The sequence below is a fragment of the Pectobacterium carotovorum genome (assembly GCA_016415585.1).
GTDB classification, from domain to species: domain Bacteria; phylum Pseudomonadota; class Gammaproteobacteria; order Enterobacterales; family Enterobacteriaceae; genus Pectobacterium; species Pectobacterium carotovorum_K.
Window position 1 is genome coordinate 1,070,633 of sequence record CP066552.1, and the last position, 22,833, is coordinate 1,093,465.

The following is a 22,833-nucleotide window of genomic DNA, read 5'->3' on the forward strand; positions in this document are numbered from 1 at the left end:
CTCAGCGAGCAATGAGCGCGGGTGCGTATGCTATGATTCGCCACCGCGGTTCGCAGGAACGGATTCATTCTCCTGCCTTTTGCCTATCAATGACGATCCCGAAAGCAGGGATAACACAATAAAATATGTGGTGAATGATGACGACAAGCTATCTGGCGTTTCCTCAGTTTGATCCCGTGATTTTCTCAATTGGCCCGCTGGCGCTGCACTGGTATGGGCTGATGTATCTGGTGGGTTTTGTATTTGCCATGTGGTTGGCGGTGCGTCGGGCGAATAAACCGGGTAGCGGTTGGACCAAAGATGAAGTCGAAAACCTGCTGTATATGGGGTTCCTTGGCGTCTTCGTCGGCGGGCGTCTGGGCTATGTCCTGTTTTATGCCTTCCCGTCATTTCTTGAAAACCCGCTCTACCTTTTCAAAGTCTGGGATGGCGGCATGTCGTTCCACGGCGGCTTAATGGGCGTGATCTGCGTCATGCTGTGGTTCGCTCATCGCACCAAACGCCATTTCTTCCAGGTCGCTGATTTTATTGCTCCTTTGATTCCTTTTGGGCTTGGCGCAGGCCGGTTGGGCAATTTCATCAACGGCGAACTGTGGGGACGCGTGACGACGGATACACCGTGGGCGATGCTGTTTCCTGGCTCGCGTGGTGAAGATATGATGCTGGCCGTCAGCAATCCGCAGTGGCAGGCGATTTTCAATCAGTATGGCATGCTGCCGCGTCATCCTTCCCAGCTGTATCAAATGATGCTGGAAGGTGTGGCACTGTTTATCATTCTGAATCTCTTTATCCGTAAACCTCGGCCGATGGGCAGCGTCTCAGGGCTTTTCCTGATCGGTTACGGCACGTTCCGAATTATTACTGAATTCTTCCGTCAGCCGGATGCACAGCTGGGGCTGTTCGGCGACCTGTTCAGCATGGGACAAATCCTGTCACTGCCGATGGTGATCGCCGGTATTCTGATGATGGTCTGGGCCTATCGCCGTCAGCCTGCACAGCAATAATCCGCTGTCCTTCTTTAATTTTTGTGATGAGGTAGTATGAAACAGTATCTGGATCTGATGAAGAAAGTGCTTGAAGAAGGCACGCCGAAAGCCGACCGCACTGGCACGGGCACGCGTTCTATTTTCGGCCATCAGATGCGTTTCAACTTGCAGGACGGGTTTCCGCTGGTTACCACCAAAAAATGCCACCTGCGTTCGATTATCCATGAACTGCTCTGGTTCCTGAACGGCGATACCAATGTTGCTTATCTGCATGAAAACAAAGTCAGTATTTGGGACGAATGGGCGGATGAGAACGGTAATTTGGGGCCGGTTTACGGTAAACAGTGGCGTTCATGGGGAGCCGCAGACGGTCGTGAGATCGACCAGTTGAAGAATGTCCTGACCCAGTTGAGACAGGATCCAGATTCTCGCCGTATTATCGTGTCTGCCTGGAACGTGGGTGAGCTGGACAAAATGGCGCTGGCACCGTGCCACGCGTTTTTCCAGTTCTACGTGGCGGATGGCAAACTCTCTTGCCAGCTTTATCAGCGCTCGTGCGATATCTTCCTCGGCCTGCCGTTCAATATCGCCAGCTATGCGCTGCTGGTGCATATGGTGGCGCAGCAGTGCGATCTCGACGTTGGTGATTTCGTCTGGACTGGCGGCGACACGCATTTGTACAACAACCATCTGGAACAGACGAATTTACAGTTGAGCCGTGAACCGCGCGCGCTGCCTAAACTGGTGATTAAGCGCCGCCCGGATACGCTGTTCGACTACCGCTTCGAGGACTTTGAAATTGAGGGATACGATCCGCATCCTGCCATCAAAGCACCGGTTGCGATCTAAGTCTCTCCCATGTTTTTCAGGGCCGCGTAATGCGGCCTTTTTTATTTCCCTCGTTTTCCCTACCTCTCCGCACGCTTTTTCTGTTGTTACATCGTTGCAGTAAAACATTGCGGGTCGCCGCGTAGAACGTCGTTAACACGCTGTTTTTGCTGATAAGACTCATTATCCTGACACCATGAAAATAAGAAATCGGCAACAGCGGGGGTTTACCTTGCTTGAATTATTGGTGGTGCTGACGATTGTGGCGCTAATGGCGGGTGGCGGCTTGCATGGCTGGATTCAGTATCAGCAGGCAATTCGTTTGGAGCAGAGTGCCCAGCAACTGCTGGACTTTTTGAGTCGGGTTCAGGCGAATGCCTACTGGCATAACGAAACCCGCACAGCGAAGCTCATACCGCAGGGAGAATTATGGTGCATGGTGGCAGGGCAGAATGAAAAGCAGGCAGAGGATTCGTGCCGTGAGAACCATCCGGGACAGTTCGTTCGCCGCACGCAGGATGTGGTGTTGGCAAAGTTCACAAGCAACGTTTTTACGTTCTTTGGCTTGCGTAACGCGGCACAGGCTGGGCACATCTCGCTGTCGAATTCTGCGGGTCAGTTACGCCTCATCATCTCGGTGAGAGGGCGCATGCGTCTGTGCAGCGAGTCGCAGGCTGTCCTGGCGATTCCCCTATGCTGAAACAAATCGTATTGAGGCAACCAAGGTTGAGGAGTAAGCAGCGTGGCTTCACTCTGCCAGAAATCCTGTTAGCGCTGAGCTTAGGTAGCCTGATTATGCTGTCGGCGGCACAGCTGTATCCTCTGTTGCGCAGTCAAAGTCAGGACAGCGCACAGCTTTTCCGGCTGGAGCAGCTCTTCAGTCAGGTCGCCATGGGAATTGAGAAAGACATCCGTCGGGCAGGTTTTTGTGCGGGAACCTGTCAGGGAAAGGCAATCAGCATAGGGAAGTATCCGGGGGAGGCGGAAAATAGCTGTCTGAATGTTTCTTACGATCTGAACCGAAATGGGGTTTGGGATGGTGGGGAACAACAGGATGCCGAGTCTTTTGGCTATCGCCTGCGCAGTCGGTCATTGGAAATTCAAAGCGGGGCGCACGGCTGTCAGGGCGACAGATGGGAAAAACTGTTTGATCCGCAGGAAGTGGTGCTCACGGTGTTCCGGCTACAGCGTCTTTCTGCGCAAAATAATGTGGCGCTGTATGAATTGCAACTGGCTGGTTATTGGGTCAAACGTCCTGCGGTTCGGCAACATATCACTCGCCTTATTCTCGGACGTAATCAATGAGAAAAAGCAACCAGGAAGGAAGCGGGACGCTAGCTATGGTGCTGCTCATCGCCATTATCGGCCTACTGTTGATGTCCGGTTTGCAACGCCAGCTTGATACTGCCATTCAGGTGGGGAACGATGAGCGACACTATCTGCGAGCGTTCAATCAGGCATTGTCCTCGCTGAACTGGGGAAGAGGGCAGCGTTGGGACACGTTAACGGAAAGCTGGCAGTGCCAGCGGCTGTCGGCAGAACAGCTCGTAGTGTGCCTGCGTGCGGCCTCGGATGGGGAGCAAGGATTACTGCGTGGCGAAGGAACTCTTCCTGCTTCAGCGCGACTGTTGACGTTGTACCAACGGGTATCCTTTTCGGCACTGTCGTCGGGCCAGATTGCGATTCAACCATTGGGTAACGGCTGGTTAGACTTTTGCCCGGATAAAGGTGTCGCACGCTGTGATGCAACGGAGTAGCGCAATGAACAACAGGCTCAGGAGTCGTCAATCTGGTTTCAGCCTGCCGGAGACGCTGGTGGCGGCACTGCTGTTCGCCGTGTCGCTGATGGGGCTACTGCAATATCACCAGATTTTGCAGCAATCATTTCAGCATCAGTTGCAGCAGCGTCAGGCCTGGCGGTTTGCGATGCAACAGTTGGAGGCTTATGAAGCGGATATGCCGTATCACCCGTCCGATCTGGATAATATTGTGTCTCTTGCGAGTAAAAATTGGCAGTTTAGTGTGTCGGAGCAGCGACAGAATGGAGAATGCCGTCAGGTAACGGCAAGAGTCATGACGCCACGTCGCTATCAGGCTACACTAAACCGTTGGTTTTGCCGGTCATCACCTGTTGGGTAGGCATACTTGGGTAAACCATGAATTATCAATCGTAAGCAGCGGTAGCAGGAGCCAGAATGTTTAGAATCTATCACTCCAATCAGTTAGATATCTTGAAAAGACTGATGGTTGAGCTGATAAAACGTCAGCCGCTTGCGGATCCCTTCCAGCAGGAAGTGATTTTGGTGCAAAGCCCGGGGATGGCGCAGTGGCTGCAAATTGAACTGGCTGGACATTTCGGCATTGCTGCCAATATTCAATTCCCGCTGCCCGGTGTTTTTTTGTGGAATATGTGTCGCTATGTGCTGCCGGATATTCCAAAAGAAAGCGCTTTCAGCAAGGATGCGATGACGTGGAAGCTCATGCATTTGCTGCCCGATTTGTTGGCACAGCCTGATTTTGCGGCCCTTAACCACTATTTGCAGGATGACGATAACCAGCGCAAGCTGCATCAGCTTGCCGGACGCGTAGCGGATCTTTTCGATCAATATCTGATTTATCGCCCTGAGTGGATCAAGGCATGGCAAGAAGGGAAACAGGTTGACGATCTCGGTGGCAACCAGCTGTGGCAATCGGCACTGTGGCGTGCGTTGGTTGACTACACTCGCGAACTGGCGCAGCCCGAATGGCACCATGCGATTCTGTATCAACGCTTTATTACTGCGTTAGAGCAGGCAAAATCGTGCCCTAAAGGCCTGCCGCCACGCGTTTTTATCTGCGGTATTTCGGCGTTACCCCCTATCTATTTACAGGCGTTGAACGCGCTGGCGCAGCATATTGACGTGCATCTGCTATTTACCAATCCCTGTCGCCATTACTGGAGTGACATTCAGGATTATAAATTTCTGGCGAAGCTAAAAGCCCGCCACCGTCGCCTACATCGCTTTGACGGCGAGCAGACTGATGAAACACGCTCGTTATTTCGCGATCCCTCACAGGCAGAAACGTTGTTCAACGACGACGGTAAACAGTCGATTAATAATCCTCTGCTGGCATCGTGGGGAAAGCTGGGGCGCGATAACCTTTATCTGCTGGCTGAGTTGGATAGCGTGCAGGAAATCGACGCCTTTGTTGAGTCGGATGGTGAAAATCTGCTGCAAACCTTGCAGCGCGATATTCTTGAGCTGGAAGACCATGCGGTGGTGGCCGTCAGCCACGAAACGCAGAACACCAGCATGCAAAAACGCCTGCTGGCACTCGACGATCATTCGATTGATTTTCACGCCTGCCATAGCCCGCAGCGTGAGGTTGAAGTGCTTCACGATCGGCTGCTGGCCATGATGGCCGACGATCCTGAGCTAATGCCGCGCGACGTCATTGTGATGATGGCGGATATCGACAGCTATACGCCGTTTATTCAGGCGGTGTTTGGTAATGCGCCGGATAACCGCTATCTGCCTTTTGCCATCTCCGATCAGCGTGCGCGACATGCGCATCCCGCATTGCAGGCGGTAATCAGCCTGCTGGATTTACCGACGAGCCGTTTTACGGCAGAACAGGTTCTGGCATTGCTTGAAGTGCCCGCGCTGGCTGCGCGTTTCGGTATTCAGGAAGAAGGGCTACGTCGTCTGCGCCTGTGGGTAGTGGAATCAGGTGTGCGCTGGGGATTGGATGACGACAACGTGCGCGATCTGATGCTACCGCCAACGGGGCAACATACATGGCGTTTTGGCCTGACGAGAATGCTGTTGGGCTATGCGATGGACAGCCAGGTCGGCGACTGGCAGGGCGTATTGCCTTACGATGAATCCAGCGGCCTGATTGCCGAACTGGCTGGTCAACTGGCCGAACTGCTGATGCAGATCCACCACTGGCGTCAGTGTCTGTCTCAGCCACGTGTGCTTGTTGACTGGTTACCGCTGTGCCGAGAGCTGATCGAAACCTTCTTTGATGCTGACAGCGAGACTGAAGCGGCGCTGGCATTGGTAGAAAAACAGTGGCAGTACGTGATTGGTATGGGCACGATGGCGCATTATCCGCAACAGGTGCCGATCTCCCGGTTACGTGATGAACTGTCGCGGCGTCTCGATCAGGAGCGACTCAGCCAGCGTTTTCTGGCCGGTTCGATCAACTTTTGTACGCTGATGCCCATGCGTTCCATCCCGTTCAAGGTCGTGTGTTTGTTGGGTATGAATGACGGTGTTTATCCCCGAACGCTGCCGCCACTCGGGTTCGATCTGATGGGGAGGAAAATCAAGCGCGGCGATCGTAGCCGACGTGATGATGACCGCTATCTGTTTCTTGAGGCGCTCCTGTCGGCGCAGCACAAACTTTATATCAGCTATATCGGGCGCTCGATCCAGGATAATACGCGTCGCTATCCTTCCGTATTGGTCAGCGAACTGACGGAATATATTGCACAAAGTTACGTCCTGCCGGGTGATGAAGCGCTGGATATCGATAGCAGCGCGGAGCGCGTGGTGAAGCACCTTTGCCGCGAACATAGCCGGATGCCTTTTGATGCGAATAACTTCCTGTCTGCACCGCAGCCGTTGAGCTTTGCGGCAGAGTGGCTGGCGGCGGCGAACCAAAAAGGGGAAGCTCAGCCTGATTTCGATCGTGAAGCCTTGTCCGAAAGAGCGAGTGATAGGGATGTGAGTCTGGACGATCTGAAGCGTTTTTATCGCCATCCTGTGCGAGCCTTTTTTCAACTGCGGCTTGGCGTGAGTTTTATGCTGCACAGCGATGAGCTGTTGGATGAAGAGCCCTTTGTGGTTGATAGCCTTAACCGCTATCAGTTGAATAGCGAGTTGCTTAATACCTTGATTAATGAAGGCGATACGGAAAAACTGTATCGCCGTGCCAGAGCCGCGGGTGAACTGCCCTATGGTGCGTTCGGCGAAATTTACTGGCAGGAACAGCAGCAGGAGATGGCGCAGTTGGCTGCGCGTGTACGCGATGAATTAACGCCTTCGCTGTCGGTGAGTCGGGAAGTGGATATCCTCCTTGACGGCGTGCGCGTCAGTGGCTGGCTGAATCAGGTTCAGCCGGATGGTTTGCTGCGCTGGCGTCCGGGCACGCTTTCTATGAAGGATGGCATTACGCTGTGGTTGGAACATCTGGCCTACTGCGCAACGGGCGGACAGGGCGAAAGCCGACTGTATGGGCGGGAAGACACGGCGTGGCGCTTTGCTGCCTTGTCGGAAGCGCAGGCCAGAGAACATCTGGCTGTCATGTTGGATGGATATCGTCAGGGAATGAGCAAGCCGCTGTTATTGCTAAATAAAGCAGGGAGCGCCTGGCTGGCTGAATGTTATGATCGTGAAAGCGATAGCCTGCGGGCGGATGAGGACGCGCAGAACAAAGCGCGGACCCGGTTACTGCAAGCCTGGCAGGGCAACATGGGAATGCGGGGTGAAGGTGAGGATTATTACCTGCAACGCATTATTCGTGAGTTGGATGAAAAGCGAATGAATGAGGTGATTGAAGCGGCGCAAATCTGGCTACTGCCACCGTTCCGCTTTAATCTGGCTTGATGGGCTTGCTTTGGATGATGCCCGAATAGATTTCGAGGTGCGAGAAGATAACGCACTGCAACGTGAAAAGTGATGGATATGAGGTTGGAGAATTGCATGCGTAAACAGTGGATCTGGATTACCGGGTGGTTTCTTTTATTCACATTCTGGCTTCCGGCGAGTTGGGCTGAGACGGGCTGGCAGCCGCTGGCTCAGACGATTCGAAAAAGCGAAAAAGATCCGCGGCAATATCAGGCGATCAAACTGGATAACGGAATGACCGTTCTGCTGGTTTCCGATCCACAGGCACCCAAATCTTTGGCATCACTGGCGCTGCCTATTGGCTCACTGGACGATCCCAATAATCAACTGGGATTGGCGCATTACCTCGAACATATGGTGCTGATGGGGTCGAAACGTTACCCAGAGCCAGAGGCGCTGTCCGAATTTTTGAAAAAGCATGGCGGTAGCCACAATGCCAGCACGGCGTCTTACCGCACGGCGTTTTATCTGGAAGTGGAAAATGATGCGCTGCGACCCGCCGTCGATCGGATGGCGGATGCAATTGCGGAGCCGCTGCTCGACCCGGTGAATGCCGATCGCGAACGTAATGCGGTCAATGCGGAATTAACGATGGCGCGTTCGCGTGACGGTCACCGCATGGCGCAGGTGGGGGCAGAGACACTGAACCCGGCGCACCCGAGCGCGCGTTTTTCGGGGGGCAACCTTGAAACCCTGAGCGATAAACCCGGCAGTAAACTGCATGATGAGCTGGTGAAGTTCTATCAGAAATACTACTCAGCCAACCTGATGAAAGGGGTGATTTACAGCAATCAACCTCTGCCTGAACTGGCGAAACTGGCGGTCGACACATTCGGGCGCATTCCCAATCACAACGCCAGCGTTCCTGCGGTTACCGTTCCTGTGGCGACGGAAAAGCAGCGCGGCGTAATGATTCACTATGTTCCTGCTCAGCCTAGAAAACAGCTGCGCATTGAGTTTCGCGTCAGCGATATTAGCCAGGCGTTTCGCAGCAAGACGGATACCTATATTAGCTATCTGATCGGCAACCGCAGCCAGAATACGCTCTCTGACTGGTTGCAAAAGGAAGGGCTGGTTGAATCTATCGGTGCAGGTTCTTCGCCGATCATCGACCGTAACGGCGGCATGTTCGCTATTTCAGCCTCGCTGACCGATAAAGGTCTGGCACAGCGTGATGAAGTGATCGCTGCGATATTCCGTTACTTGCAACAAATCCGCACAGAAGGGATTCAGCAGCGTTATTTTGATGAGATCGCGCATGTTCTGGATCTGGATTTCCGCTATCCGTCCATCAGCCGTGATATGGACTACATCGAATGGTTGGTTGATACCATGCTGCGTGTGCCGGTCGAACATACGTTGGATGCCCAGTATGTTGCCGATCGCTACGATCCGAAGGCTATCGCTGCTCGACTGGATGAGATGACGCCGCAGAACGCGCGCGTTTGGGTCATCAGTCCGAATGAGCCACATAATAAAGTGGCCTACTTTGTCGATGCGCCGTACGAGATGAATAAGATCCCGTCAGCAACATTCGCAAAATGGAAAACGCTGGGGCAGAAAATGTCACTGTCGTTGCCGACGATCAACCCCTATATCCCGGATGATTTCTCCCTGATCAAAGCTGATAAGGCGATGACCAAACCGACGCTCCTGCTGAATCAGCCAGGACTGCGTGTGCTGTATATGCCAAGCCACTACTTCGCTGATGAGCCGAAAGCGGAAATCACGCTGTTCCTGCGTAATCAGGAAGCGCGCAGTACCGCCCGTAATCAGGTGCTGTTTGCGTTAAACGATTATCTGGCAGGTCTGGCGCTGGATGAACTCAGCTATCAGGCTTCGATCGGCGGCATCAGTTTCTCCACCCGCAGCAATGATGGTCTGGTGATTAGCGCCAATGGCTATACCCAGCATTTGCCACGGTTGCTGCTGATGTTGGCGGATGGCTACGCCTCCTTTACCTCGACGGAAGCACAACTGGAGCAGGCGAAATCCTGGTACATACAGCAGTTGGATGCGGTAGAGAAATCAAAAGCCTTTGAACAGGCGTTACAGCCGGTTCAGGCGATATCGCAATTGCCTTACTTTGAGCGCGCAGAACGTCGTAATCTGCTGAATAATATACGTTTGAAGGACGTGGTTAACTACCGCAAAGACCTGCTGCAAAAAGCCACGCCGGAAATGCTGGTCGTCGGCAATCTGACTCCAGATCGAGTCACCGAGCTGGCGAATACGCTGAAAACGCATCTGAAGGCCGGTGGCGACAATCTGTCACGCAGCGATGATGTCAAAGTCAGTAAGCCGCAGCTTGCTAATCTGCAACGTCCGGGAAGCAGCACGGATTCTGCGTTAGCGGCGGTGTATGTCCCGACGGGTTATTCGGAAACAGAAAGCATGGCGTATAGCTCGGTGCTGGGACAGATCGTTCAGCCCTGGTTCTATAGCCAACTGAGAACCGAAGAGCAACTGGGTTACGCGGTGTTTGCCTTCCCAACGACGGTTGGTCGACAGATGGGCATCGCCTTTCTGCTGCAAAGCAACAGCAAACAACCCGCTTATCTGTATCAGCGTTATGAAGATTTTTACCTGAAAGCGCAAAAACGACTGCGTGAAATGAGTGAAGAAGAGTTCACGCAGTATAAGCAAGGCGTGATGAATGAACTGAGTCAGCGCCCGCAAACCTTAGGCGAAGAGGCCAGCCGACTGCGTCGCGATCTGGATCAGGAAAACTTCGCTTTTGATTCACGCGAGAAACTGCTCGAGCAAATCAAACCGCTGACGGTGGCGCAACTGGCAGACTTCTTCCAGAAGGCGCTGAAGCCTGAAGGCCTGGCTATTCTGTCGCAGGTTTCCGGTAGTCATCATGGTAAAGCCGACTATGCCGCACCGAAAGGATGGCATACCTACGCGGATGCGTCTTCATTGCAGAAAACGTTACCGCGTGAGAAAGCGCCCACGATGATCCCTGCGCCAGCAGCATCGGAAGCTGTCGGTAAGGTTTCAGCTGAATGAAAAATGCCGCGCCGCAATCATTAGACGTCATGACGTTGCCGCTCCTGGGGGAGCGGTTGATTGAGGCGTCGGCCGGAACGGGGAAAACCTATACGCTGGCTGCGCTTTACCTGCGCCTGCTGCTGGGGCTGGGCAAGCAAGCCGCGTATCCACGTCTGTTGCTGGTCGAGGAAATTCTGGTTGTGACCTTTACGGAGGCCGCGACCGAAGAGCTGCGGGAACGTATTCGTGCCAGAATCCACGCTTTGCGCATCGCTTGCCTGCGTAAAAGCGCACAGGGTGAAGAGGCGGAGAAGCCTAAAGATACTTCGCTAGTGCAACTGCTGGCGGAGATTTCGGACCACCGCGATGCGGCGGATGTCTTGCTGGCGGCCGAACGACAAATGGATGAGGCGGCGATCTACACGATCCACGGTTTCTGCCAGCGTATGCTCAGTACCAATGCGTTTGAATCCGGCGTGCTTTTCGAACAGGTGCTGATAGAAGATGAACAGCCGCTGCGCCGTCAGGCCTGTGCTGATTTCTGGCGTCGTTATTGCTATCCGCTGCCTGTCGAGGTCGCACGTATTGTCGGTCTGGAGTGGAGAGGGCCGGAAAACCTGCTGGCCGATCTGGCTCCTTATCTGCACGGTGAGGCGCCTGCGTTCCGCTTGCCGCCACAAGAAGATGAAACGCTGCTGAGTCGACATGAAAATATCGTGGCGACGATCGACGCATACAAACAACGCTGGCTGGCGTCAGCAGCGGATCTGGAATCGCTGATCGTGGCTTCTGGCGTTGATAAACGCAGCTACAGCAGTAAGCATCTTCCCAACTGGCTACAGAAAGTCACGTTGTGGGCAGAGCAGCCGACGCTGGATTATCAACTGCCGAAAGATCTGGTGAGATTTGCCCAGCAGACGCTAATCGAGAAAACGAAGAAAGGCGAGCCGCCTGTTCATGCCCTCTTTGAGGAGACCGAACGGCTGCTTGAAGCGCCACTGTCGCTGCGTGATTTAGTCATTGTCCGCGCGCTGTCGGCGATCCGGGATTCGGTGCGTGAGGAAAAACGGCAGCGTGCAGAACTGGGATTTGACGATCTGCTGAGCCGTCTTGATGTTGCGTTGCAACAGCCGGGTGGGGAACAGCTTGCCAGCGCCATTCGCGAACGTTATCCGGTGGCGATGATCGATGAGTTTCAGGATACTGACCCCCAGCAGTACCGTATTTTCCGAAGGCTGTACGTCGGGCAGCCGCAGTGTGGGCTGCTGCTGATCGGTGACCCTAAGCAGGCTATTTATGCGTTTCGCGGTGCGGATATTTTTACCTATATGCACGCACGCGGAGAAGTGGCTGCACACTATACGTTGGGCACGAACTGGCGCTCGTCGCACCAGATGGTACGCGGCGTTAACCACTTGTTTGAACGTCTGGAAAATCCTTTTATTTTCCAAAATATCCCTTTTCTGCCAGTCAAGCCGGCTGAATCTAAGCGCGGTTTGGTGTTTGAGGTCGCGGGGCAGCCGCAGCCTGCGCTGCAATTCTGGCTAACGGGTTCGGAACCGATTGGCGTAGGGGATTATCAGCAGCAGATGGCGCGCCAGTGTGCGGCGCAGATTCGTGACTGGCTGGCGGCTAGCCAGCGTAGCGAAGCCTGGCTGGTCACCGACGATTCCCGCCGTTTGGTCAGGGCATCTGACATGAGCGTGCTGGTGCGTAGCCGACGTGAAGCTTCGCTGATTCGTGATGCGCTGAGCCGTTTATCCATTCCTTCGGTGTATCTATCCAATCGAGACAGCGTATTCAGCACGCCGGAAGCCAGCGATATGTTGTGGCTGTTGCAGGCGGTACTGGCACCTGAGCAAGAGCGCACGTTACGTAGTGCCATGGCGACGGCCTTGATGGGGCTGGATGCCGAACAGGTTGATGCATTAGGGCAAAGCGAAGCCGCATGGGATGCGCTGGTGGATGAATTTGCGGGCTACCGTGCTCTGTGGCGTCAGCGCGGCGTGCTGCCGATGTTGCGGGCGTTGATGAGTCAACATCAACTGGCGGAGAACCTGCTGGCGAGTGCGGAGGGCGAACGCCGGATTACCGATATTCTGCATATCGGTGAATTATTGCAGGATGCCTCCGCAACGCTTGATAGCGAACATGCGCTGGTGCGCTGGCTATCACAGCAGATTGTCCAACCTAATCCGCAGGCAGAGAATCAACAGCTACGTCTGGAAAGCGATCGTCACTTGGTGCAGATCGTGACGATCCACAAATCGAAAGGGCTCGAGTATCCGCTGGTGTGGCTGCCTTTCATCAGTAACTTCCGCGTGCAGGATCAGGGAATTTATCACGATCGAGAGAACTATCATGCCGTGTTAGATCTGCAAAATAATGAAGAAAGCCAGGCGCTAGCGGAAGAAGAGCGGCTGGCGGAAGATTTGCGTTTGCTGTATGTCGCGCTGACCCGTTCTATCTATCACTGTAGCGTGGGCGTCGCCCCCGTTCAGCGGTCACGTAAGAAAGACGGCAGCAGCGATATGCACCAGAGCGCGCTGGGCTATTTACTCCAACGGGGTAAAGAAGCCGAGGCAGCCACGTTAGTCAGCGAGCTGGAAGGCATGGTTGGCGACGGTGTCGCATTAACACCGCTACAGGCAACGGAAGAACAGCGCTGGCAGCCGGATAGACCAGAATTGGCAGAGCTGCGGGCTCGTCACATTGAACGTCAACTGCGCGACGGCTGGCGAGTAACCAGCTATTCGGGGCTTCAGCAACATGGTTCTGCAAGCGCACAGGATCTGGTGCCGCGTCTGGATATTGAAGCGATAGGCGAGCGTCAGGAAGCGGATGAAACCCAGCTGACGCCGCATACGTTTCCACGTGGCGCGAGTCCGGGAACGTTTTTGCATAGCCTGTTTGAAACGCTGGATTTCACTCAGCCCGTTGAGGATGACTGGCTGGCCGAGCAGTTGCAGCTACAGGGATTTGAAGCGCACTGGCATCCGGTATTGAAGACGTGGATGGAGACGCTGTTGCATACGTCGCTTAACGAGCAAGGGATTATGCTGTCAGCGCTGGATAACGCAGATAAGCAGGCCGAATTACAGTTCTATATACCGATTGACGCGCCAATACAGGCGGCGCAGCTCGATCGGTTGGCAAAGCATCACGATCCGCTATCCGCGCGCTGTCCGGCGCTCTCTTTTCAGCAGGTGAAAGGCATGCTGAAAGGGTTTATCGATCTGGTGTTCCGCTGGGAAGGGCGTTATTACCTATTGGACTATAAGTCCAACTGGCTCGGTCCTGATGCCAGCGCGTACACCCAAACGGCCATGATGCAGTCGATGGCCGAACACCGCTACGACTTGCAATACCAGCTCTACACGCTGGCTTTGCACCGCTATCTGCGTCATCGCATTGCGGATTATGACTATGAACGCCATTTTGGCGGGGTGTTTTATCTGTTTTTACGCGGCGTTGAAGCGTCTCACCCTGGCAATGGTATCTTTACTTTTCGCCCCTCGGCTGAATTTGTTTTCGGGCTGGATGCGCTCTTCAAGGGAAAGACGCCTGACGATGCTGATACAGGAATTCCCTCATGATTGCGTTACTTGAAACGGCACTGGCGCGGCGGTTGCTGCGCCCGCTGGATGTTCAGTTCGCCAGAATGCTGGCGGATGAGACGCAGCCCGATCTGCTGTTGGCTGCCGCCTGCCTGAGTGCGCACTCGGGGGCGGGGCATGTGTGTTTACCGCTGGAGAACTTGCAGGCGCAGATGCTGTTTGACGGCCGCGAGCCTGAACTGGCGCAACAGTTGCTTGCGGGGACAGGACTAAACACGGTTGCCGCATGGCAGCAGCGCTTACTGGCGTCCGATGCCGTCAGCGACGGCAGCAAGCCGACGCCGCTGGTGCTGCAAGGAGAAAAGCTGTATTTACAGCGCAGCTGGCAGAGTGAAGGCCGCGTGGCGCAGTTTATCGCCAGCGAGCGCGATACGATCCCCGTCGATGAACCTGCAATTCGGGCGGTTTTGGATCGGCTGTTTCCTGACACGGACGAAGAGATTAACTGGCAGAAGGTGGCCGCGGCTGTCGCGTTGACGCGCCGCATTGCGGTTATTTCTGGCGGGCCGGGAACGGGGAAAACCACGACGGTGGCTAAGTTGTTAGCGGCGCTGATTGAGCTGAATACGGGAGACGCGTTACGCATTCAACTGGCTGCGCCGACCGGGAAAGCGGCTGCGCGGCTCACGGAGTCGTTGGGGCTGGCCCTGCACCGTCTGGCGGTGGATCCTCGGTTGCGGGAAGCGTTTCCGCAGGAAGCGACAACGCTGCATCGTCTTTTGGGGGCGGTGACGGACAGCCAGCGCCTGCGTCACCATCAGGACAACCCGCTGCATTTGGATGTGCTGATTGTGGATGAGGCATCGATGGTCGATCTGCCGATGATGGCGAATGTGATTGCCGCGCTTCCGCCACACGCCAGAATTATCTTTCTGGGCGACCGCGATCAACTGGCGTCCGTCGAGGCGGGGGCGGTGTTAGGTGACATCTGTCGTTTTGCCGAAGCTGGCTATAGCCGTGCGCGGGCGCAGCAACTGCAACGCCTGACGGGCTGTACGCTGGATGACAGCGGCCCTGAAGGGCCGCCGACGGTCAGTGACAGTATCTGTCTGTTACGCCGAAGCTACCGTTTCGATCCGCATTCCGGTATTGGACAATTGGCGCTGGCGGTTAACGGCGGTGATGATGCTCGCGTGCGTGCCGTGCTGAACGGTGAGTTTGCCGACATCACGTGTAGCCCGTTAACCGAGGCTGAAGAGTATCAGGCCATGCTGGCACAGTGTGTCGAAGGGTATCGTGATTATTTACGGCTTGTTGCGGCGGGTGCAACGCCGGGTGCCGTGCTGCTTGCTTTCCAACGTTATCGCCAGCTGTGCGCGTTGCGTGAAGGGCCGTTTGGCGTAGCAGGGCTGAATCAGCGTATTGAGCAGGCTTTGCATCAGTCTGGACTGATTCAGCGCAGTCGTAATCCGCTTAACCGCTGGTATCCTGGCCGACCGGTCATGATTGAACGTAACGATGCCGCATTGGGTCTGTTCAATGGTGATATCGGTATCGCCATGATAGGGGGAAGCGGGGAGCTGCGCGTATTTTTCCCCTTGCCGAATGGAGAAACCAAAGACGTTACGCCAAGCCGTCTGCCGCCGCATGACACAGCCTATGCGATGACGGTGCATAAATCGCAGGGTTCGGAGTTCGATCATACGGCGCTGGTGCTGCCGAACCACTATTTACCAGTGTTGACGCGAGAACTGGTGTATACCGCCATCACGCGTGCACGCCAGCGTTTGTCACTCTATACCGATGTCCGCATTCTCTGCCGGGCGGTGAAAACGCCAACGCAGCGCTATAGCGGCTTGGAAGAGAGAATTAGCGCATTAATGGTGCGCTCTTCTGCTAGTAAGATGCCATTCAGTTAGGGAAGTACGATACGCTGCGGGTGTGAATTGCGTTGACAAATTGGCATGATATCCCTGTCTGATGGCTTATTGAAATGAACAACGTGAGCGGTGAGTTTGGCAAGCAGCCATAAGCGGATGAAAGATCGTGGCCGATTTTGCGATCGGCCACGAGAAGTGTTATCGAGTGGAATAACTCAGAGATCCAGCACCAGAATCTTCGAGCGACGCTGGTAGTTGTACAGCGCCTGCTTTTTCTTCGGCAGCATTTCCACTTCGGCGGGTAAAAAGCCGCGTTCCTGGAACCAGTGGATGCTGTGCGTCGTTAGTACAAACAGCTTTTGCAGACCCTGCTGACGTGCCTGAGCGGCAACGCGCAGTAACAGCATATCGCCGCGTGATGAGCTGCGGTAATCCGGGTGAACCGCGACGCAGGCCATTTCGCCAATGCTCTCTTCTGGGAACGGATAAAGCGCGGCGCAGGCGATAGTCAGGTTATCGCGTACCACGACAGTGAATTTGTCGATCTCCATTTCCAACTGCTCGCGCGAGCGTCTGACCAGAATGCCTTGCTCTTCCAGCGGGCGAATCAGTTCCAGAATACCGCCAATGTCATTGATGGTCGCACGGCGAACCTGCTCGGCGCTTTCCATCACGATCTGCGTACCGATTCCGTCACGTGAGAACAGTTCCTGCAACAGCGCACCGTCGTCCTGATAGCTGATCAGGTGGCTACGGCGTACGCCGCTACGGCAGGCCTTGACCGCGCCGCGCAGGAATCGAACCGTACCCGAATGGTAATCGCCAGCCTGTTCCAGTGCATCAATACGCTGCTGTGCATCATCAGGGAACAGCTCGGAAATGATGTTGCCTTCTTCATTGGTCACGCCCTGTGAGGAGCAGAAGCCGATCATCTTCTCCGCTTTCAGCTTAATAGCGAGCTGGGTCGCGACCTCTTCCGAGGTTAAATTGAAACTTTCACCAGTGACTGACACTGCAACCGGGCCGAGCAGCACAATGGCACCGCTATTCAGCTGGCGGTGAACGGCTTCTTCATCAATACGGCGGATACGGCCGCTGTGGCAGTAGTCCACACCGTCATCAACGCCAAGCGGCTGCGCGATAATAAAGTTACCGCTGACGACATTAATGTGGGCACCTTGCAGCGGTGTATTGTTCAGGCTCATCGACAGCCGGGCGGTGATATCCAGTTGCAACATCCCCGCAGCCTGCTTGACTAGCTCCAATGTGGCGCTGTCGGTGATGCGGGTATTTTTATGGTAGTGGGGCTCGTAGTGGTGCGTTGTCAGGTTGGCGTCGATCTGGGGACGAGCGCCATAAACTACCACCAGCTTGATCCCCAGACTGTGTAGCAGCCCGATATCATTTACGATGCTAGAGAAGTTGGCATGTTCGATGGCTTCACCACCTAACATGATGACAAACGTTTTGCCACGGTGGGCATTGATATAGGGAACTGAATGGCGGAAGCCCTGAACCAGTTCTGTACTACGTTCCTTCACTGCGAGCCCTCTTTGCATTTTTATTCGTAATTTCTGTATTTTTATTCTTTATGACGTAAAAGGCAAGAGGAAGTATTAACCAGAAAAGTCAGGATTCTGTTTCATCTTGCTACCATGCCCTAAATAATTCGAGTTGCAGGAAGGCGGCAACCGCGCGAATCCCCAGGAGCTTACATAAGTAAGTGACTGGGGTGAGCAAGGACAAACCGGCTTGGCCGGTTGAACGCTGCTTGCAGCGGCCCGTCAGGGCGAGGCTCAGATATGAGTCGAGTATTGCCAACGCACATGCGGCTTGAAGTATGACGGGCATGAATAGGATTTTTGCATGACAGAGTGAGACAGATTCGTTAAAGTTTTTGACAATTTTTACCTTTATCCATTTTTTAATGACCTATCCAGTGCATTGGCAATGCAACAGCGCAGGATAGCGCACAGCAATCAGATCGGAGTGGCATGTCTCATTCGAATCATCATTTGACTCGACGGCGTCTATTACAAACCGCAGCAGCAACCTGGCTGTTAAGCGTAAGTGGTGTAGGGATAGCGGCGGCGACACAGGTCGTTGCCGTGCGCGTCTGGCCGTCTTCCGCCTATACCCGCGTCACGCTGGAGTCCAATCACCCGCTGAAATATAAACAGTTTAGTCTGAGTAATCCTGAACGCATCGTGGTGGATATCGAAAATGTTCATTTGAATAGTGTGCTGAAGGAGATAGCCAGCCAGTTTACGTCAGATAACGATCCGCTGATTAAAGAAGCGCGCATCGGACAGTTTGATAAAACCACGGTGCGCTTGGTGTTGGAACTCAAGCAGCAGGCGACGACCAAGGTCTTTACGCTGGGGCCGGTGGCTGAATTCAAGCACCGGCTGGTGCTGGATTTGTATCCTGCCGCAGGGCGCTACGACAACGAAGACGATCCGCTGCTGGCGCTGCTGGAGGATTACAACAAAGGCGATCTGGAACGTACGCTGCCAGCAGAAGCGCCGAAAGCCGGGAAGGCTGGGCGGGATCGTCCGCTGATTATCATGCTCGACCCTGGTCACGGCGGTGAAGATCCTGGTGCGATTGGCAAGAATAAAACGCGCGAGAAAGACATCGTGCTGCAAATCGCCCGCCGCCTGCGCAAGCTGATCGATAATGAATCCAACATGAAAGCGTATATGACGCGTAATGAAGATGTATTCATTCCGCTGCGCGTGCGGGTGGCGAAAGCGCGCAAGCAGCGTGCCGATCTGTTCATTTCGATTCATGCGGATGCGTTTACCAATCGATCGGCAAGAGGATCGTCGGTTTTTGCGCTGTCGAAGAAAGGGGCAACCAGTACCGCTGCCAGATTTCTGGCAGAGACCCAGAACGAATCGGATTTGATCGGTGGCGTGAGCATGAGCGGCGATCGCTATCTGGATCACACTATGTTCGATCTGGTGCAGACCGTGACCATCAGCGACAGTCTGAAGTTTGGTAAAGAGATCCTGACCCGGCTGGGTAGGGTGAATCATCTGCATAAAAACAGCGTCGATCAGGCCGGATTTGCGGTACTGAAAGCGCCGGATATTCCGTCTGTTCTGGTTGAGACGGCATTTATCAGCAATCTGGAAGAAGAGCGTAAGCTGCGCACTAGCCATTTCCAGCAGCAAATTGCGGAATCCATTTTTGCAGGAATTAAAGCCTACTTTGCCAGTCAGGCCGAACGGTAGTTGATGTTGTCGATGTAGCACGTGCGGTGACCGCGTCTTGCTGGCGCGGTTCAGAGGGAATAAATCGGTCTGGGACGTGGTGTAGGAACTGCATGGAAAATAGATGACGCAAAAAACAAAAAAACACCAGTTAAGGTGCTTTATCGTTTTAGTCTTAGTTGGTTGCGGGGGCCGGATTCGAACCGACGACCTTCGGGTTATGAGCCCGACGAGCTACCAGGCTGCTCCACCCCGCGTCCGTATGACTTATCTTTACTTCTCTTGATGGACGACTCACATCAATTGGTTGCGGGGGCCGGATTCGAACCGACGACCTTCGGGTTATGAGCCCGACGAGCTACCAGGCTGCTCCACCCCGCGTCCGTACTAACTTTACTATTAACTCTCTTTACTACTTTCACTTCTCTTGATGGACGACTCACATCAATTGGTTGCGGGGGCCGGATTTGAACCGACGACCTTCGGGTTATGAGCCCGACGAGCTACCAAGCTGCTCCACCCCGCGTCCGTGGATGCGCACTATACTCTCCATGAGCATTGATGCAACCTATTTCTATAAAAAGCGCGGCATTGGGTTGTCAGGTGATTGATTTACCACCTGATAGGTTGTTTTGTGACCGTAATATGGCGATAAGCAGAATCCCCTGACTTTTGTTGCGCCGTGCGCCGAACGGAACACACTTGATCCGTGGATTTATATGCTGTCCCATTCCTTTCTCGATAGCCGTTTGTTATCGTTCGACGGTAAATTTTTTGATGTAAAAAGCGAGCGCAAAGATGAAGGGACGGTGGGGAAAATACGTGCTGACCGCAGTGGTCATTGCCATTCTGGCGGGGTGCCAATCCAGGCCAACCGATCGCGGGCAGCAATATAAAGATGGTCACCTCAACCAGCCTCTGGAATTGGTGAATGAACCTAATGCCAAAGGAAAACCGGTCAACGCACGGGATTTTATGACTCAGGTTTCTGAAATCCGGTCGGCGTCACCTAATCTGTATTCGCGCAATAATACGACCTTTCGGGCGATTGAAAACTGGATGATGTCAGGTGCGGATACCCGCGAGCTGAGCAAGTTTGGTCTGAACGCCTGGCAGATGGAAGGCGTCGATAACTTTGGTAACGTTCAGTTCACCGGTTATTACACGCCGGTATTGCAGGCGCGCCATACCCGTCAGGGTGAATTCCGCCATCCTTTATATGCTATGCCGTCAAAGGGCAAAAATAACCGCCGACTGCCAGATCGTGCTGGCATTTATTCAGGTGCGCTGGATGAGCGACTGGTTCTCGCCTGGACTAATTCGCTGGTCGATAACTTCATGATGGAAGTGCAGGGCAGCGCCTATATTGATTTTGGCGATGGACGCCCGCTGACGTTCTTCGGCTATGCTGGCAAGAACGGCCATGCCTACCGCAGTATTGGTAAGGTGCTGATCGATCGTGGTGAAGTTGCGCGTGAAGATATGTCGATGCAGGCGATCCGCAAATGGGCGGAGCAGCATTCCGAATATGAAGTGCGTGAACTGTTTGAGCAGAATCCTTCCTTTGTGTTCTTTAAGCCAATGATGTCTGCGCCCGTCAAAGGGGCTAGCGCCGTGCCGCTGGTGGCGAAAGCCTCTGTTGCTTCTGACCGTTCGCTGATCCCGGCAGGTACGGCTCTGTTAATGGAAGTGCCGCTGCTGGATAACGTAGGTAAATTCACTGGCAAGTATGAAATGCGCCTGATGATTGCGCTGGATGTCGGCGGGGCGATTAAAGGCCAACACTTCGATATGTATCAGGGCATTGGGCCTGATGCGGGTCACTCGGCTGGCTTCTATAACCACTATGGCCGGGTCTGGGTTTTGAGGAACGCGCAAAGCAGCCCGACGAATGCTTCAGGATCGCTGTTAGTCAACAATCCACAGTAGTCATCTCTTTCGTTTGAAATCTCAGAAGTGGTGTAAAGATGAGCCACTTCTGAGATGAAACGCTTGCTCTCCACGCACCAGAACAGAATCAGCTGTTAAAGCCGTATTTGCTGCTCAGCCCTAATTCATTCACGATACGAATACCTGAATCCAACGCTTCGCCCTGTAAACCCCGCAGCGGACGGCGCAGGCTGCCTGCCGGTAAACCCACCGCCTTCATCAATGATTTCACCGCCACGGGATTGATTGCCGAGTAGGTGTAATGCAGCAGCGGCAGCAAATGTTGATAGGCCTTACGGAAGCGCTCTGCATCCCCACCGTTTTTCCACGGACGAGAAATTTCAGCCAGTTCTGCTGGGGCAATATTGCCGGTCATGTTGGCCGTCCCATGCCCTCCCAACGACATCGTTGGCACCACCAGACCCAGATTGGGGGAGTCGCAGCACATCACCGACACATCGGGATTGCCTGCCAGAACTTGTGCCACCTGACCCACGCGGGTGGTGGATTCTTTATGAATAACGTAGTTCGGGTGTTGGAAAATACGCAGCAGCGATGTCCAGTGCAGGTCCGTTTTTACGCGCGGCGGGTTGTTATAAATCCCCAACGGCAAATCGGTCGCGTCTGCAATTTCCAGAAAGTAGCTTTCGATATCGCTCTCGCTGGCACAGATATAGGCGGGGGCGGCGATAATGGCACCGTCTGCGCCGTTGTTATGCGCATAGCGAACATAGTCAATGGTGGTATCGGTATTGTTACCAGTACAGCCGTAGAACAGCTTCATTTTGCTGGTGCTGTATTGCGCGGTTCGGCGGATGATCGCCTTTCTCTCATCTGGGGACAGCATGGACACTTCCCCCGTTGAGCCCATAATCAAAACGGCCGCGGTGCCGTTGTCTTCCTGGAATTTTAATAACGCCTCAAATGCGCCGAAATCCACGCTGCCATCGTCATTAAAAGGCGTAATGAGGGCAACGAATGACCCTTCAATTTTTTCTCTGCTCATGTCTGTTTCCTGTCAATGTAAACGTGTTGCGAATAACTAAAAATCAGGACTGAAGTGATGTCTCAGTCAGTGGTTTGGCGGTAAAACCCGCCTCGACAAAACGTAATAGATGCGACAGCACGCGATCGTCATCGCGGTTGTCACATAGCCCTTTGGAAAGCAACGCCAGACGGCCAGAACGCGGGTCGGCGTCGGTTAACACGTGCATGGCGGCACCACGGGCAAATTCATAACGCCAGATAACCTCCGCGCGCGATAACTCCGGCAGCGCACGGGAAAAGGCATCGATGAAACGGTGAGCGACGTGATCGAACTGGGCCGAAAGCAAGGCGGTTACCTCCAGACCCGGTGTCGCCCGCAGATGCTGTAATAGGCGAACGACAATACGTCCGCCGTCGGGCGTGCGAGCTGTTTTAACCAGCGGGCGCAATAGCGCATCCAGCAGCGCGGCAACGGGCAGTTCATCACCATTATTCGCCTTTTCCACCTCATCCAGCAGACGCGTTCTTTCGTCATTTAACGGGCCGAGGACGTTGTCCAACACGGCACGCAGTAATCCTTCTTTCGAGCCAAAGTAATAATTCACCGACGCCACATTCACGTTGGTGGCTTCCGTTATTTCGCGAATCGTCGTTAGCTCACTGCCTTTGCAGGCGAAGATCGTGATGGCTTCACGCAGGATGCGCTGTTTAATGTCTGCCTCTTTTTCTTTGCTTTGATCTTTGGTTTTCAATAACGCCACCATGATTCATCCTTTTTGCTCACGCTCGCCGTCGGGGGCACCGACGTCATGCGTTGTGATAGTGAGGCCGTAGAAAAT

At 54.1% G+C, this 22,833-nt stretch carries 15 protein-coding genes and 3 tRNA genes; 12 read left to right on the forward strand and 6 right to left on the reverse strand.

The annotated features are described in order from the left end of the window. The first annotated feature begins 137 nt into the window (after positions 1-137). The 10 genes from lgt (at position 138) to recD (ending at position 15,899) form a co-directional block, all read left to right on the forward strand. Positions 138-1,004, forward strand: a complete 867-nt coding sequence (gene lgt / locus JFY74_04790) for a prolipoprotein diacylglyceryl transferase (GenBank protein ID QQG29384.1) — start codon at positions 138-140, stop codon at positions 1,002-1,004. A gap of 36 nt (positions 1,005-1,040) precedes the next feature. After that, positions 1,041-1,835: a thymidylate synthase gene (thyA, locus tag JFY74_04795; GenBank protein QQG29385.1), complete on the forward strand. Its 795-nt coding sequence runs from the start codon at positions 1,041-1,043 to the stop codon at positions 1,833-1,835. 175 nt (positions 1,836-2,010) lie between these two features. After that, positions 2,011-2,514: a prepilin peptidase-dependent protein gene (locus JFY74_04800; GenBank protein QQG29386.1), complete on the forward strand. Its 504-nt coding sequence runs from the start codon at positions 2,011-2,013 to the stop codon at positions 2,512-2,514. Then, complete coding sequence (locus JFY74_04805; protein QQG29387.1) at positions 2,508-3,119, forward strand: prepilin peptidase-dependent protein; 612 nt, start codon at positions 2,508-2,510, stop codon at positions 3,117-3,119. Before JFY74_04800 ends, JFY74_04805 begins: the two co-directional genes overlap by 7 nt. 35 nt (positions 3,120-3,154) lie before the next feature. Next, a complete protein-coding gene (locus tag JFY74_04810; protein ID QQG30447.1) occupies positions 3,155-3,571 on the forward strand; it encodes a YgdB family protein in 417 nt (138 codons plus the stop codon). After that, on the forward strand, positions 3,558-3,953 hold the full coding sequence (locus JFY74_04815; GenBank protein QQG30448.1) for a prepilin-type N-terminal cleavage/methylation domain-containing protein: 396 nt from the start codon (positions 3,558-3,560) through the stop codon (positions 3,951-3,953). The genes JFY74_04810 and JFY74_04815 overlap by 14 nt, the downstream gene beginning before the upstream one ends. Positions 3,954-4,009: 56 nt before the next feature. After that, the gene (gene recC / locus JFY74_04820) at positions 4,010-7,408 is read left to right on the forward strand and encodes an exodeoxyribonuclease V subunit gamma (GenBank protein QQG29388.1); all 3,399 of its coding nucleotides are present in this window, start codon (positions 4,010-4,012) and stop codon (positions 7,406-7,408) included. A gap of 96 nt (positions 7,409-7,504) precedes the next feature. Beyond that, positions 7,505-10,441 carry a pitrilysin gene (ptrA, locus tag JFY74_04825; protein QQG29389.1) on the forward strand — a complete coding sequence of 979 codons (2,937 nt, stop codon included), beginning with the start codon at positions 7,505-7,507 and terminating at the stop codon, positions 10,439-10,441. Next, complete coding sequence (gene recB / locus JFY74_04830; GenBank protein ID QQG29390.1) at positions 10,438-14,019, forward strand: exodeoxyribonuclease V subunit beta; 3,582 nt, start codon at positions 10,438-10,440, stop codon at positions 14,017-14,019. Before ptrA ends, recB begins: the two co-directional genes overlap by 4 nt. Beyond that, positions 14,016-15,899, forward strand: coding sequence for an exodeoxyribonuclease V subunit alpha (gene recD / locus JFY74_04835; protein QQG29391.1), 1,884 nt, complete (start codon positions 14,016-14,018; stop codon positions 15,897-15,899). Before recB ends, recD begins: the two co-directional genes overlap by 4 nt. Positions 15,900-16,075: 176 nt before the next feature. On the opposite strand, the gene argA is transcribed toward recD, so the two are convergent. After that, positions 16,076-17,419 (reverse strand): amino-acid N-acetyltransferase, encoded by a 1,344-nt coding sequence (argA, locus tag JFY74_04840; protein QQG29392.1) that lies wholly within the window; start codon positions 17,417-17,419, stop codon positions 16,076-16,078. A 435-nt stretch (positions 17,420-17,854) separates the two neighbouring features. On the opposite strand from argA, the gene JFY74_04845 reads away from it, so the two are divergent. Beyond that, positions 17,855-19,099: an N-acetylmuramoyl-L-alanine amidase gene (locus tag JFY74_04845; GenBank protein ID QQG29393.1), complete on the forward strand. Its 1,245-nt coding sequence runs from the start codon at positions 17,855-17,857 to the stop codon at positions 19,097-19,099. Positions 19,100-19,258: 159 nt separating this feature from the next. Here the strand turns inward: JFY74_04845 and JFY74_04850 are convergent. From JFY74_04850 to JFY74_04860, 3 genes are all read right to left on the reverse strand, one after another. Then, positions 19,259-19,335, reverse strand: a tRNA-Met gene (locus JFY74_04850). 47 nt (positions 19,336-19,382) lie between these two features. Next, positions 19,383-19,459: transfer RNA gene (locus JFY74_04855), tRNA-Met, on the reverse strand. Between the two features lie 68 nt (positions 19,460-19,527). Then, positions 19,528-19,604 (reverse strand) — tRNA-Met (locus tag JFY74_04860). Positions 19,605-19,876: 272 nt separating this feature from the next. On the opposite strand from JFY74_04860, the gene mltA reads away from it, so the two are divergent. Beyond that, positions 19,877-21,007: a murein transglycosylase A gene (mltA, locus tag JFY74_04865; GenBank protein QQG29394.1), complete on the forward strand. Its 1,131-nt coding sequence runs from the start codon at positions 19,877-19,879 to the stop codon at positions 21,005-21,007. 88 nt (positions 21,008-21,095) lie between these two features. On the opposite strand, the gene JFY74_04870 is transcribed toward mltA, so the two are convergent. Together JFY74_04870 and JFY74_04875 are read right to left on the reverse strand one after the other, a co-directional pair. Next, positions 21,096-22,013, reverse strand: a complete 918-nt coding sequence (locus tag JFY74_04870) for a 4-hydroxy-tetrahydrodipicolinate synthase (protein QQG29395.1) — start codon at positions 22,011-22,013, stop codon at positions 21,096-21,098. 43 nt (positions 22,014-22,056) lie between these two features. Then, positions 22,057-22,758 carry a TetR family transcriptional regulator gene (locus JFY74_04875; GenBank protein ID QQG29396.1) on the reverse strand — a complete coding sequence of 234 codons (702 nt, stop codon included), beginning with the start codon at positions 22,756-22,758 and terminating at the stop codon, positions 22,057-22,059. Positions 22,759-22,833: the final 75 nt, after the last annotated feature.

What these genes read in the sequence shown, in the direction of transcription:
- recD (QQG29391.1), top strand. Translation starts at nt 14,016, where the DNA reads ATGATTGCGTTACTTGAAACGGCACTGGCGCGGCGGTTGCTGCGCCCG.
- lgt (QQG29384.1), top strand. Translation starts at nt 138, where the DNA reads ATGACGACAAGCTATCTGGCGTTTCCTCAGTTTGATCCCGTGATTTTC.
- JFY74_04875 (QQG29396.1), bottom strand. Translation starts at nt 22,758, where the DNA reads ATGGTGGCGTTATTGAAAACCAAAGATCAAAGCAAAGAAAAAGAGGCA.
- mltA (QQG29394.1), top strand. Translation starts at nt 19,877, where the DNA reads ATGAAGGGACGGTGGGGAAAATACGTGCTGACCGCAGTGGTCATTGCC.
- JFY74_04805 (QQG29387.1), top strand. Translation starts at nt 2,508, where the DNA reads ATGCTGAAACAAATCGTATTGAGGCAACCAAGGTTGAGGAGTAAGCAG.
- thyA (QQG29385.1), top strand. Translation starts at nt 1,041, where the DNA reads ATGAAACAGTATCTGGATCTGATGAAGAAAGTGCTTGAAGAAGGCACG.
- JFY74_04870 (QQG29395.1), bottom strand. Translation starts at nt 22,013, where the DNA reads ATGAGCAGAGAAAAAATTGAAGGGTCATTCGTTGCCCTCATTACGCCT.
- JFY74_04845 (QQG29393.1), top strand. Translation starts at nt 17,855, where the DNA reads ATGTCTCATTCGAATCATCATTTGACTCGACGGCGTCTATTACAAACC.
- JFY74_04810 (QQG30447.1), top strand. Translation starts at nt 3,155, where the DNA reads ATGGTGCTGCTCATCGCCATTATCGGCCTACTGTTGATGTCCGGTTTG.
- JFY74_04800 (QQG29386.1), top strand. Translation starts at nt 2,011, where the DNA reads ATGAAAATAAGAAATCGGCAACAGCGGGGGTTTACCTTGCTTGAATTA.
- JFY74_04815 (QQG30448.1), top strand. Translation starts at nt 3,558, where the DNA reads ATGCAACGGAGTAGCGCAATGAACAACAGGCTCAGGAGTCGTCAATCT.
- argA (QQG29392.1), bottom strand. Translation starts at nt 17,419, where the DNA reads ATGCAAAGAGGGCTCGCAGTGAAGGAACGTAGTACAGAACTGGTTCAG.
- ptrA (QQG29389.1), top strand. Translation starts at nt 7,505, where the DNA reads ATGCGTAAACAGTGGATCTGGATTACCGGGTGGTTTCTTTTATTCACA.
- recB (QQG29390.1), top strand. Translation starts at nt 10,438, where the DNA reads ATGAAAAATGCCGCGCCGCAATCATTAGACGTCATGACGTTGCCGCTC.
- recC (QQG29388.1), top strand. Translation starts at nt 4,010, where the DNA reads ATGTTTAGAATCTATCACTCCAATCAGTTAGATATCTTGAAAAGACTG.